This window comes from Chitinophaga sp. Cy-1792 (assembly GCF_011752935.1).
In the GTDB taxonomy this organism is placed as follows: domain Bacteria; phylum Bacteroidota; class Bacteroidia; order Chitinophagales; family Chitinophagaceae; genus Chitinophaga.
This window is the reverse complement of sequence record NZ_VWWO01000001.1, coordinates 1,057,993-1,070,589: the sequence shown is the minus strand read 5'-3', so window position 1 is coordinate 1,070,589 and position 12,597 is coordinate 1,057,993. Positions and strand designations below refer to the sequence as shown.

Here is a 12,597-nt window from a genome sequence, read left to right as displayed (position 1 = left end):
TCATTATCCTATGAAAAGACTGATCATCATTTTGCTGCTGGCAGTAATTGCCTGCGCCGCCTGTCATACGCAAAAGAAAGGATGTCCGCAACCCCGTCGTAACTGGGGCGCCGAAAAAGTGCTGGATGAGCTGAGTAAAACGAAACGTTAGTATTCTTTTTCTTCGATGGTTTCAAGAATGGTAGCATAGCTAACATACCTGTCGATATTTATTTCGCCGGCTTCTACCGCTGCTTTCACAGCGCAGCCTGGCTCGTTGATATGCAGGCAGTTATTGAACTGGCATTCGCTCAGGTATGGCTGCATTTCCAGGAAGTAATGCGATAACTCTGATTTCTCTATATCAACGATACCGAACTCCCTCACGCCCGGCGTATCTATCAGCCGGCCGCCATCAGGAAGGTCGTACATTTCCGCTGCCGTGGTAGTATGCAGCCCTTTACCGCTCCAGCCGCTTACAGCAGTGGTACGGATTGTTAATCCGGGCATCAGATCATTTATCAGAGAGGATTTCCCTACGCCGGAGTGGCCGGAAATCAAAGTAGTCTTATCTTTCAGCACCGCCTTTACTTCGTCTATACCATCTTGTTCTTTTGCAGATATCAACATTATCTGATAGCCGATATTGGTATATACTTCCTCAATCTCTTCAAACTTCTCCATCTCCTTATCTCCATAAATATCTTTTTTATTGAAGATAAGAATCACCGGGATGTGATATGCAGCGGCAGTAACCAGGAAACGGTCGATGAAGCCGGTGGAAGTACGGGGTTCTTTCAGCGTACAGATCAGTACGGCCTGGTCCAGGTTTGCAGCAACAATATGCTTTTTGTTTTTACCATGGGGAGAAGCACGCACGATATAGTTGGTGCGGTCTTCGATCCTGGTAATCATGGCATTGCCAGGTTCACTATCTTCAGGCTCAATCTCTACGAGGTCACCTACTGCCACCGGGTTGGTGGAAGTGATGTCTTCATTTTTCTTGAAGATCCCCTTCATACGTGCCTGAAAAGTTTCGCCGTCAGCCGTTTTCACAGTGTACCAGCTCCCTGTTGATTTATAGATCGTTGCTTGCAATATCCCTTATTTAGATGTTCTGAACACCAAAGGTAAGGATAAAAAAAATGCCTTATCATCTACTGATAAGGCATTTCACAATGATAAATATCTTTTTACGGCAGACTTCTGAATAAAGTATATCTCAATACAGTTTCCAGCAGGATGCAGGCTAATGCGATGCAGGCAAACAGGAAGAAATGTTCCGCATACTTCTTATAGGAAGTGATTTCTACCTTAGTCTTCTCCATATTATCGATTTCGTCGTAGATATGCTTGAGGTCTCCGGTATTGGTAGCGCGGAAATACTGGCCACCGGTTTCCTTGGAGATTTTCTTCATCAGCGGCTCATCGATCTGAACGTCCTGCATAACAGTTTGTACAGAACCATCCGGCATCGGCATCGGGAAAGGTGCTTTACCAATGGTTCCTACGCCGATTGTATATACACGGATTTTATATGCTTTTGCAATTTCCAGGGCTGTCAGCGGGTCAATCAAACCAGTGTTGTTGACGCCATCCGTCAGCAGGATGATCACTTTACTTTTAGCGGTACTGCTACGGAGGCGGTCTACAGAAGTAGCCAGCCCCATACCGATGGCTGTACCATCCTGCAGCATACCACTTTTCACCTGCATAATCTGATTTTTCAGTACGGCATGGTCAGTGGTAATGGGGCATTGTGTGAAGCTCTCGCCAGAAAACACCACCAGGCCGATACGGTCGCTGATGCGTTTATCCACAAAGTCGAGGGCCACATTCTTCGCCGCTTCCATACGGTTTGGCTGGAGGTCCTGCGCCAGCATACTACCCGAAATATCGATCGCCAGTACGATGTCGATCCCTTCACTGTCAATACTTTCGGAGGTATTGGAGGTTTGCGGACGTGCCAGTGCTACCACCAGCGCCGAATAGGCGATAATCCGGAGAACCAGCAGCAATGGGCGGAACCGTACCTTCCAGGATACGGGCAGTCCCCGTAAACCCTGAATGGAGGATACCATCATCACTCCTTGCTGTTGCTTATTCCGGGAGATATACCAATACACCATCACCGGCACCAGCAATAACAGCCAGAAGTAAGCCGGGTAGGCAAATTCAATATTTTTCCAGGTAGATAAATCCATCAATATCTTATTAAATCCTTTCTATAAAGATTGCAGGTATAACCCCGGTTATGCCTCCTGGGTTACTATACCTTCACCATTGCCCCCCTCGCTTTTAGGGCGGGTCCATTCGAGAATTTCTTCTGCTTTACGCATACAATCCTCATGTTCATCTGCCGTAGGCTCCATTTTCGCAAATTTTGCCAGGTCGGCGATGGTAAGCAAGGTGCGTAATTTATCACGCTGCTGATTCAGCTTGGTTACAGGCTTGATGTTCTGTAACAGCTCTTCAGTAGTTTGTTCCAGGGCAGCTATTCCAAACTGATGTTCAAAATAGGTACGCAGGATATCTGTCAATCTGGTATAATACTGTTTTACATCTCCGTGCTGCCAGAGCTGCTCTGCTTTCAGCGTTTTCAGCTGTTGCGTAGCCAGATCAAATGGAGAAACAGTAGGAGTAGGCACTTCAGGTACTTTCTTCTTACGTGTAGCGAAGTACATGATGATACCGATAATAATCAGTACTGCCAGCGCGCCGCCGGCAAACTCCATCCAGTAATCCAGGAAGCGCCATGGTGCGCCCTGTACACTTTTAATGGGACGGAATGCCTTGGTCGTATCCACAGCCACCGTTCCAACATCTACACCAACAGGTGCAGTGTATAGCGAATCTGTCAGACTGGTACCACCTTTCAGTATCTCAAAACGCATAGGAGGTATTTCCCAGTGACCGGAATCAAAGCTGGTAAGCACAAATGTCTGCGCCAGTACTTTCAGCTGCTGATCACCGCTGGTATCAATGGAACCTCTGGATACTACTTCAAAATGTTCGAGTGAATCGGGTATAATCGGGAAGCCGATACGTGCACTGTTAAACTGACTGGCAGGAATGGTAGCAGTAAGGCGCAGCTTTACCTGTTCACCTATCCTGATACTGGCAGTATCCACTCCTGCATGAACTTCAGGAGATGTTTGTGCCATCAGGCCAGCCGGAAATATCAGGCCCAGTAACAAAAAGATAAATATGCTTCGTATACCTGGTTGTTTATACATGATTTCTTTGCTCCGCTTTATGCTCTGTTGAGGAAGAATGTCTGCAATGCTTTCACATAATCCTCATCTGTTCTGATAGATACTAATTCTGCACCACTTTTCAGAAAAGCATTTTTACAATATTGTGCATGTTGCTGAAACTGGTGTTCGTAATACTGACGTACTTTTTTGTCGGTAGTGTCCACCCATTGTACGGCGCCGGTTTCTGCGTCGGCAACCTGTATCAGCCCAACTGGCGGCAGTTCTTTGTCGCGCTGGTCGTATACATGTACACCAACCACATCGTGCCTTTTAGCCGCGATATTGAGGGCGTCCTGGTAATTACCTGCCAGAAAATCGCTCAGCACAAATACGATACTTCTCTTTTTGGTAGCGTTATTAAAGAAGCGCAGGGTTTCTTTAATATTGGTTCCTTTTCGTTTAGGCGTGAATGACAGTAATTCACGTATAATGAATAAGATGTGAGATTTTCCCTTTTTAGGAGGAATATATTTTTCCATTCCATCACTGAAAAAGATAACCCCAACCTTATCATTGTTTTTGATGGCAGAGAAAGCAAAAACAGCGCACAGCTCGGTGATGAGATGGCGTTTATCCTGTTTTTTGGTACCAAAGGCAGAACTTTCGGAGACATCCACCAGCAACATTACGGTCAGCTCTCTCTCTTCTTCAAATACCTTTATGAAAGGATGGTTAAAGCGGGCAGTTACGTTCCAGTCTATGGAGCGTACGTCGTCACCGAAGTGGTATTCCCTTACTTCGCTGAAGTTCATACCACGGCCTTTGAAGGCGCTATGATATTCGCCTGCAAATATGTGATTGGTGAGACCTTTGGTCTTGATCTCAATCTGTCTCACCTTTTTTAATATTTCTGCAGTATCCACCTTTAAGCAATTAATGTTTTACGAAATGATATTGAACGGGCGTGTGGTACGATTAAGGTACTTCTACTGCGTTCAGGATTTCGCTGAGGATGTTTTCGCTGGTTACGTTCTCTGCCTCTGCTTCGTAGGTAAGTCCCACACGGTGACGCATTACGTCGAAGCATATACTGCGGACATCTTCCGGAATTACATAACCTCTGCGTTTCATGAAGGCATAGGCTTTTGCTGCCAGTGCCAGGTTGATGCTGGCCCTTGGAGACCCGCCGTAGGCGATCAGTGGCTTCAATTTCTGTAATTTGTATTCTTCCGGGTTACGGGTAGCGAAAACGATATCGATGATATATTTCTCGATTTTCTCATCCATATAAACCTCACGTACCAGTTTACGGGCTTCCATGATATCGGAAGGCTGAATAACCGGGCGGATTTCAGGCGTAGCCTGTGGGTTGAGGTTCTGACGGATGATATGTCTTTCTTCTTCTTTCGTCGGATAACCGATTACTACTTTCAGCATGAAACGGTCTACCTGTGCTTCAGGCAGCATGTAGGTACCTTCCTGTTCGATCGGGTTCTGGGTAGCCAGTACCAGGAAAGGCTCATCCAGCTTGAAGGTAGTATCACCAATGGTGATTTGTCTTTCCTGCATTGCTTCCAGCAGGGCACTCTGCACTTTTGCCGGGGCACGGTTGATCTCATCCGCCAGGATAAAGTTGGCGAAGATAGGACCACGGCGTACTACAAACTCGTTACGCTGCTGGTTATAGATCATAGTACCAATAACGTCGGCCGGTAATAAGTCCGGCGTAAACTGAATACGGCTGAATTTACCATTGATCGCGGAAGAAAGCGATTTGATAGAAAGGGTTTTTGCCAGACCAGGCACACCTTCCAGGAGTACGTGACCTTGTGCCAGTAAACCAATCAACAATCTTTCCACCATGTATTTCTGACCAACGATTACCTTGCCCAGCTCCATGTTTAGCAAATCCACGAAAGCACTTGCCTGATGGATTTTTTCATTCAGTTGACGGATATCGGATGATGTATTTTCCATGCTAATAATTTTTCAGGTGTGCTAAAATAATCATTCTTATCACAAATAAAACTTATAACTGTGTGAAGGAGCCGTTAAAGTGCTGTTAAACTTGCCACAGTGGCTGATCTATCTATGCTGATCAACGACAGAAATTTCCCGGTGGCGGCCCTTCTTTAGTTTTATTGTATATTTTCAGTATCACGTACATTTGCTGTTCAGGCTAAATAAATATATATGGAAGATTTCGCGACGCGTTGGAAGCCTATAGAGGAAATGCTCACAGAAAGGTTTGGTAAAAAACCTAATATGGAGGCCATTCTGTTCCTTATAGGCATGAACGAACTTAATAAGTTTAGAAAAAAATATACCAAAGAACAAAAACAGGACCTCATGCACGTTGCCGTATGCACGTTGCTGAGCCAGAGCGGCTATTTCGAACTGGATGGCTATGATAAAGACGGATGGCCACATTTCAAAGAAGTACAACCCGTTCCTAAAATGGGGCTGGAAGAACAGGAACAATTCCTGAAAGAACATGTCATCGCTTATTTTAACGATAAGGAAGAAGAATAATTCTCTATGAAGAAACTGTTACTCCTGATCACCTTTTTATCCCTGGCCGCTTTCACCCAGGCTAAGAACAGAAAGGCCAAGATCATTACCCCTTATGGAACCATGATCGTTAAACTCTACGATCAGACCCCTAAACACCGGGATAATTTCATCAAACTTACCCGCCATCACTTCTACGATAGTACGCTGTTTCACAGGGTGATCAAAAACTTTATGATACAGGGTGGCGATCCCGACTCCAAACATGCCAAACCAGGGCAGGAGCTGGGCAACGGCGATGTGGGCTATACCATCCCTGCTGAGTTTGAGCTGGACCTCTTTCATCGTAAAGGGGCACTGGCCGCAGCCCGCGATAACCGCCCGGACAAAGCCTCTTCAGGTTGTCAGTTCTATATCGTTCAGGGAAAGGTTTTCACAGAGCAACAGTTAGACACACTGGAAAAAACCAGACTTGGAGGGCGTAAAATACCAGTAGACCAGCGGGATGTCTATATGACAGAAGGCGGCGCTCCCCACCTGGACCAGAGCTACACCGTGTTTGGACAGGTCATCAAGGGCATGGATGTCATCGATAAAATCGCTGCAGAAAAAACCGATAGCCGTAACAGGCCCCTGCAGGATATTCCCATGAAAATCAGGCTAAAGAAAAAATGGCTATTCTTTTGACAGCCAGACTCGTTGTAATATAACTTTCAGTATTTTTACGGCTCAAAAATCAAACTTGTATGAATTTTCCTTCCAACCTGAAATACACAAAGGATCACGAATGGATTTTGTTAGAAGGTAACACCGCTACCATCGGTATTACTGAGTTTGCTCAGCGCGAACTGGGAGACATCGTTTTCGTGGATATTCCAACCGTTGGTAAATCCTTAGAGGCAGAAGATGTATTCGGTACCGTAGAAGCAGTTAAAACCGTTTCTGACCTGTTCTTACCTGTTGCCGCTACTATCAGCGAAGTAAACGAAGAACTGAACGACAGTCCTGAACTGGTTAACACTGACCCTTACGGTGACGGCTGGATGGTAAAAGTAACCGTTAAAAATCCTGCTGATGTTGATAAGCTGTTAAGCGCTGACGACTACGCAAAACTGATCAGCTAGTATTACGCTATCAATAACTTTTTTATACATGCCACGAAGGACAACAGGCTGCGTTTATCATGCGCCCCGGTTGTCCTTCGTGCTTTTTTCGAATTACGGAAACCACTCAGATACAACAAACTGGTAAATGAAACAGCTCAGATATTTCATACCTGCAATAGCCTGGTTAGTGCTGATCATGGTATTGTGTACGCTCCCTGGCAGAGACATTCCTACCAACTCCTTCCTGGAAAAAATTCATTTTGATAAATTTGTGCACTTCGGATTGTTTGGTGGAATTGTATTCTTTCTAAGTCTGGCCTTCTGGTGGCAACGTAAAAAGATTTCTCCGGCACTGCTGTTTCTCTTCGTACTCTTTGCCGCTGCTTATGGCCTCGCTATAGAATTTATACAAAAATATTATGCCGAAGGCAGGAGCTTTGATCTCTACGACGCATTGGCCGACACGATAGGCGCTATCGCCGGTGTCTGGGTTTTCAGGATATTCATCTCCATATTGGAAAAAAGAAAAGAGCGGAAATAATTTCCGCTCTTTTCTTTTTATATCCGGCAGAAAAAAAATCCCCCCTGGAATCAGGGGGGAGTCATTTACTGCTTATGAGAAATAAGTGTACCTTAAAAATCTCTTGAATATTATTGCTGGCCAGCTTCTTTCTTCGCGTCAGATTTCATCTTGTCGTTAGCAAAGATGGAAAACTCTACACGACGGTTTTTAGCACGGCCTTCTTCTGTGCTGTTTGGTGCAATTGGCTGAGTTTTACCATACCAGAAGCCCTGGATACGGGAAGCATCAACACCTTGCTTAGTCAGGAAAGCAGATACGCTTTTTACCCTTCTTTCTGATAATGCCATGTTGTAAGCATCAGTACCGGTAGAATCGGTATGACCTTCCACACGTACATATGTATCAGGATATTTATTCAGTACCTGCGCCAGTTGTGTAATGCTTGTCTGTGCAGCCGGAGACAGATCAGATTTATCGAAACCGAATAATACACCTGCATCAAATTTCACGTTAATACCTTCACCCACACGTTCTACAGTTGCATTAGGCACTTCAGTTTTGATTTCCTGCGCCTGTTTGTCCATTTTCTTACCGATAAGGGCACCACCGGCACCACCTACAACAGCACCAAGGATAGCTCCCAATGCAGTGTTACCAGCTACTTTACCGATTACCGCACCAGCAGCAGCACCGCCACCAACACCGATCGCAGCACCTTTCTTCGTATTGTCCATGCTCTGCCATTGCGAACAACTAAACAACATTGTTACAGCTAATACACAAGCTACCAGAACATTCAGTTTTTTCATCATAGTAATTTTTGATATGAAGGTATTATATAATTTCCGGGGTCCGACAATGGGTGTCGTTTCCCTGCTAAACAAATATACTGCCAAACTTGAAATTCGGAAAAATAAGCATGATTAATAATTGTTAAAAAATATAAAAAAATCATAACTTATAATCTTCCTACTTAAAAAATCAACCAAACAGATTTTTCAGCATACCGCCGATACCACCTTCCTGTTGTCCTTTGGCACCATTGGATAATATATTTTTCAGGTCGCCCAAATCAACATTACCATCACCATTTGTATCCAGGCCTGATTTCAGTTTACCAAGGATACCGTTCAGATCAAGACCTGAAGAAGCGCCACCAGTCAGTGATCCCAGGATACCATCCAGGCTGAAGTGACTGTTGGAAGGATCATTGGTTTTGCTAACAAGCGATCCCAGCACTGTAGGGATCAGGCTTCCAGCCAGCTGCGTAGCAGCTCCTTTGTCCAGATTGAATTTTTGCAATAATGTATCCAGGAAGTTGTTGGATATATTATTCACCACAGGGTTACCTTCAGTGGAGGTATGGCCACCAAGCAGGCTCAGAACGCCCTCCGTGTTTCCATTTGCCAGCTCCTGCTGTAAACCATTGGTGATAGATTCAGAAGCGGCCTGCATTACAGCCTGGTTCTGCTCATTAGGGACAGCAGGGTTGTTCACAACAGCACCCTGTGCATGTTCCTGAACTAATTGCAATAATTGCTCTAACATGATTGCATGATTTAAGTAAAAGGGGGAGTAATATTGGTTTCCCGGACTAATTAAATGTAGGATTTTTCCTGTAGATACGGACAGTTCAGGGTAAATATTTCACAGTCGCTTAATAAAGCAACAGCCTCTGTAAATCCCGCTGTCAGCGGCTATTATCAGAGGCTGTTACCAATATACAAGGCTTAGTTGCCCTGCTTCAGCTTCTCCGCATTTTCAGCAAATGCAAGGGCTTCGATCATATCTTTGATTTCACCGTTCATGAAGGCATCCAGGTTGTAAACAGTCATACCAATACGGTGATCTGTAACACGACCCTGCGGATAGTTATAAGTCCTGATCTTCGCAGAACGGTCGCCGGTAGATACCAGACTCTTACGCTGGCTGGCAATTGCATCTTCATGTTTACGCACCGCCGCTTCATAGATACGCGTACGCAGCATCTTCATGGCGATTTCACGGTTAGAGTGCTGACTACGTCCTTCCTGACACTCTACTACCACACCGGTAGGACCGTGCGTCAGACGTACTGCAGACTCCGTTTTATTTACGTGCTGACCACCCGCACCACTGGAACGGAAAGTATCCATTTTAATATCAGCGTCGCGGATCTCCACATCTACTTCTTCAGCCTCCGGCAAAACCGCTACGGTAGCAGCAGAAGTGTGCACACGGCCTGATGCTTCTGTAGCAGGAACACGCTGTACACGGTGTACGCCCGATTCAAACTTCAGGGTACCATATACATCATCTCCACTTACTTCCAGTACCACCTCTTTATAACCACCGGCAGAACCAGGGTTTTCACTCATAATACTGGTTGTATAGCCTTTCAGCTCGCAGAAACGCAGGTACATACGCAGCAGGTCTCCGGCAAACAGGCTGGCTTCATCACCACCAGTACCCGCGCGGATCTCCAGGATCGCGTTTTTCTCATCCTGAGGATCTTTAGGGATCAGCAGGTTACGGATCAGTTCTTCCTGTGCTACTTTCTGCTCCTGCAGCTCTTCTGTTTCGGCCTTCGCCAGCTCACGCATTTCATCATCTCCACTATCCAATACTTCCTTGTTAAAGGCAATATTATCCAGCAGATTGCGGTAAGCATCATACGCCTTCACAATCTTTTCCAGCTGACGGTATTCCTTGCTCAGCTGGCCAAATTTTTTGTTATCACTTACCACCTCAGGGTTGGTAAGGGCCAATGCTACCTGATCAAATCGGCCTTTTATAGCTTCGAGTTTGTCTATCATAATTATCTTTGACTGTTGAGTATACTGCCCAATGGGGTAGTCACGGTACTCAATCGGGTTGCAAAATTAAGATCATTCACGTAAATAAACACCAGGGTTGTTGAAACAGATCAAATTAAAAGGAAAAGCGATATTTGACGGGCACCGGTTTTTAGGTCCCGACAAAGTACTGATATTAGATGAAAATGGCGTAGTGACAGGCATTTCAGACGATCAACAGGCAGGAGAAGACGTCATTTTTCACGACGGAATCCTGATCCCGGGCTTTGTAAATACCCATTGTCACCTAGAACTTTCTCACATGAAAAATGTGATTCCGGAAAAAACCGGGCTGCCAACCTTCCTGACTACCGTCATGAAGCAGCGGAATACCAATGCCGACCAGCAGGAAACTGCCATGGAACAGGCTGCGGAAGCCATGTGGAATGCAGGAATCAGTGCCATAGGGGATATCAGCAATGGCCCGGCCACCATAGCGCATAAAAAAAACAGCAAAATTTACTTCCATACGTTTGTAGAATGCATGGGTGTTGCGGATGCCGGCGCCGAAAGTCGCTACCAGTACAGCATGGACGTACTTCGTCAGTTCGAAACCCTCAATGGCGCTATGCATAGCAGCTCCATCGTGCCGCATGCCCCCTATTCCGTCAGCAAAACGCTGTTCGATAAAATTGCCAATACCCCCGATAATACGCCTTTCAGTATCCACAACCAGGAAACTGCCGCAGAAAATGAGCTCTATGCCACCAAAACCGGCGGCTTCCTCGACTTTTACAACACCTTCGGCATGGACGCCAGCGGCTTCCAGCCAACAGGTACAGGCAGTCTGGAGGCCTATCTTCCATATTTCCATCTACATAAAATAATACTGGTACATAACACCTTCTCCACAGCTACTGATGTGCAATTTGCCCGGCAGCAGTCTGCCAATATATGGTGGTGCCTCTGCCCGCAGGCAAATCTTTATATAGAAAACAAATTGCCGGATATAAACCTGCTACGGGAGATGAACTGCCAGATCAGCATCGGTACCGATAGTCTGGCCTCTAACCATCAGTTGTCTGTCTGGGAAGAGATAAAAACCATCCGCCGGCATTTTCCGGAGATCCCGCTGGAAGAATTGCTTCAATGGGGCACCAGCAACGGGGCGGAAGCCCTTGGGATTGCCGGCACCTATGGCAGTTTCCAGCCAGGCGCACGGCCAGGCGTAGTATTGATTCACAACGATATGATAAGCAGACTCATCTGATAAAAATTATGCTGACAGGGAGAAATACACCCGGAATTTCCGGAAATTCGGCCCCGTAAATCTTTATTTTAAAACTCGTTCCGTACAATGAATAAATTTCTGGATACCATTATCCTGGATAATCCGGTAAAAGACTACCTGATTCTGATATTGGTTTTATTGTTTGTGTCCTTTATCAAACGTGTGCTCTCCAAGATAGTAGCCGCATTGTTATTCAGGCTGGTAAAGCACTGGTCGCCGCAGATAGAACAAAAAAGCTTTGTGGAGCTGTTGCTGAAGCCACTGGAGTTCTTCTTCCTGCTGGTAACTTTCATGTTTGTTATCGACCGGTTTAAATTCCCGGAAATATTGAACGTGCACATATATGGTAAATCCACCCTGAAGGATGTTACCGATAATATATTACAGCTGGTTTTCACGGCCAGTATTATCAGAATCCTGCTTCGACTGGTGGATTTTATTTCGCTGGTATTGGAGAAGAAGGCAGATTTAACAGCAGATAAAACTGATAATCAATTTGTTATATTTTTCAGAGATTTCTTTAAGGCGATTATCCTGATTATGGGGGTGATTGCCTGTATCAGGATATTCAGTCCGGACCTGGTAGGAAAGATCATTACGGGTCTTGGTATCGGTGCTGCAGCCCTTGCACTGGCAGCCAAGGAAAGCATAGAAAACCTGATTGGTTCCTTTATGATTTTCTTCGATAAGCCGTTCCGGGTAGGCGACACCGTGAAAGTAGACGCTTACACCGGTACGGTGGAAAAGATCGGGCTGAGGAGCACGCGTATCCGCACACAGGAAAAGACTTTCGTAACGGTACCCAATAAAAAGATGGTGGATTCCATACTGGATAACCTGACCCTTCGTACGCAGCAGCGTGTAAATATGAAGCTGGAGCTGACCGCCGACACGCCGGCAGATGCCATCCTTGGCATTGTACAGGATATCAGGGCCATTTTAAAGGGCAATCAGAGCGTGCTGCCGGGTTTCACCGTTAATCTGCATGACTTTACCAAGGACACGGTAATCGTGCAGGTCATCTTCAATACACTTATTATAGATGGCCAGCAGTATGCGGCATTGCGGGAAACGGTTAACCTGGCGATTATTCAAATGCTGGAACATCGGGGCATTAAACTGCCGGGAAGCAGTACCACGGTTGTTTTGAAACAGGCATAAACATAAAAAAGGTCTCTACTGAGTAGAGACCTTTTTTATTTATAAGTTAAGCGAG

15 protein-coding genes are annotated in these 12,597 nt (G+C 45.5%); 7 read left to right on the top strand and 8 right to left on the bottom strand.

The annotated features are described in order from the left end of the window. Window positions 1-10 precede the first annotated feature (10 nt). A complete protein-coding gene (locus F3J22_RS04445; RefSeq protein WP_167014686.1) occupies window positions 11-151 on the top strand; it encodes a hypothetical protein in 141 nt (46 codons plus the stop codon). On the opposite strand, the gene rsgA is transcribed toward F3J22_RS04445, so the two are convergent. From rsgA to F3J22_RS04420, 5 genes are all read right to left on the bottom strand, one after another. Further along, on the bottom strand, window positions 148-1,077 hold the full coding sequence (gene rsgA / locus F3J22_RS04440; RefSeq protein WP_167014684.1) for a ribosome small subunit-dependent GTPase A: 930 nt from the start codon (window positions 1,075-1,077) through the stop codon (window positions 148-150). The two genes, F3J22_RS04445 and rsgA, sit on opposite strands and share 4 nt — an antisense overlap. A 95-nt stretch (window positions 1,078-1,172) precedes the next feature. Continuing rightward, on the bottom strand, window positions 1,173-2,183 hold the full coding sequence (locus tag F3J22_RS04435) for a VWA domain-containing protein (protein ID WP_167014682.1): 1,011 nt from the start codon (window positions 2,181-2,183) through the stop codon (window positions 1,173-1,175). A 48-nt stretch (window positions 2,184-2,231) separates the two neighbouring features. Further along, window positions 2,232-3,215 carry a hypothetical protein gene (locus F3J22_RS04430; protein ID WP_167014680.1) on the bottom strand — a complete coding sequence of 328 codons (984 nt, stop codon included), beginning with the start codon at window positions 3,213-3,215 and terminating at the stop codon, window positions 2,232-2,234. Window positions 3,216-3,232: 17 nt separating this feature from the next. Next, window positions 3,233-4,072 (bottom strand): DUF58 domain-containing protein, encoded by an 840-nt coding sequence (locus F3J22_RS04425; RefSeq protein ID WP_370459403.1) that lies wholly within the window; start codon window positions 4,070-4,072, stop codon window positions 3,233-3,235. A gap of 79 nt (window positions 4,073-4,151) precedes the next feature. After that, window positions 4,152-5,075, bottom strand: coding sequence for a MoxR family ATPase (locus F3J22_RS04420; protein ID WP_205195220.1), 924 nt, complete (start codon window positions 5,073-5,075; stop codon window positions 4,152-4,154). A 294-nt stretch (window positions 5,076-5,369) separates the two neighbouring features. Here F3J22_RS04420 and F3J22_RS04415 point away from each other — a divergent pair, with 294 nt between their 5' ends. The 4 genes from F3J22_RS04415 to F3J22_RS04400 all read left to right on the top strand — a co-directional run bounded on the left by F3J22_RS04415 (window position 5,370) and on the right by F3J22_RS04400 (window position 7,334). Further along, entirely contained in the window at window positions 5,370-5,708 is a 339-nt protein-coding gene (locus F3J22_RS04415) for a hypothetical protein (RefSeq protein WP_167014674.1), read from the top strand. A gap of 6 nt (window positions 5,709-5,714) precedes the next feature. Continuing rightward, window positions 5,715-6,374, top strand: coding sequence for a peptidylprolyl isomerase (locus F3J22_RS04410; RefSeq protein WP_167014673.1), 660 nt, complete (start codon window positions 5,715-5,717; stop codon window positions 6,372-6,374). Window positions 6,375-6,433: 59 nt separating this feature from the next. Continuing rightward, window positions 6,434-6,811 carry a glycine cleavage system protein GcvH gene (gcvH, locus tag F3J22_RS04405; RefSeq protein ID WP_167014672.1) on the top strand — a complete coding sequence of 126 codons (378 nt, stop codon included), beginning with the start codon at window positions 6,434-6,436 and terminating at the stop codon, window positions 6,809-6,811. Between the two features lie 127 nt (window positions 6,812-6,938). Then, window positions 6,939-7,334 carry a VanZ family protein gene (locus F3J22_RS04400; protein WP_167014671.1) on the top strand — a complete coding sequence of 132 codons (396 nt, stop codon included), beginning with the start codon at window positions 6,939-6,941 and terminating at the stop codon, window positions 7,332-7,334. 110 nt (window positions 7,335-7,444) lie between these two features. Here the strand turns inward: F3J22_RS04400 and F3J22_RS04395 are convergent, their stop codons facing one another. The 3 genes from F3J22_RS04395 to prfA all read right to left on the bottom strand — a co-directional run bounded on the left by F3J22_RS04395 (window position 7,445) and on the right by prfA (window position 10,111). Further along, window positions 7,445-8,125 (bottom strand): OmpA family protein, encoded by a 681-nt coding sequence (locus F3J22_RS04395; RefSeq protein WP_167014670.1) that lies wholly within the window; start codon window positions 8,123-8,125, stop codon window positions 7,445-7,447. Window positions 8,126-8,297: 172 nt separating this feature from the next. Beyond that, the gene (locus F3J22_RS04390) at window positions 8,298-8,864 is read right to left on the bottom strand and encodes a hypothetical protein (RefSeq protein WP_167014669.1); all 567 of its coding nucleotides are present in this window, start codon (window positions 8,862-8,864) and stop codon (window positions 8,298-8,300) included. Window positions 8,865-9,046: 182 nt separating this feature from the next. After that, window positions 9,047-10,111 (bottom strand): peptide chain release factor 1, encoded by a 1,065-nt coding sequence (prfA, locus tag F3J22_RS04385; protein WP_167014668.1) that lies wholly within the window; start codon window positions 10,109-10,111, stop codon window positions 9,047-9,049. A 100-nt stretch (window positions 10,112-10,211) separates the two neighbouring features. On the opposite strand from prfA, the gene F3J22_RS04380 reads away from it, so the two are divergent. Further along, entirely contained in the window at window positions 10,212-11,360 is a 1,149-nt protein-coding gene (locus tag F3J22_RS04380) for an amidohydrolase family protein (RefSeq protein ID WP_167014666.1), read from the top strand. An 87-nt stretch (window positions 11,361-11,447) separates the two neighbouring features. Then, window positions 11,448-12,542, top strand: a complete 1,095-nt coding sequence (locus F3J22_RS04375; protein WP_167014664.1) for a mechanosensitive ion channel family protein — start codon at window positions 11,448-11,450, stop codon at window positions 12,540-12,542. Window positions 12,543-12,597 lie beyond the last annotated feature (55 nt).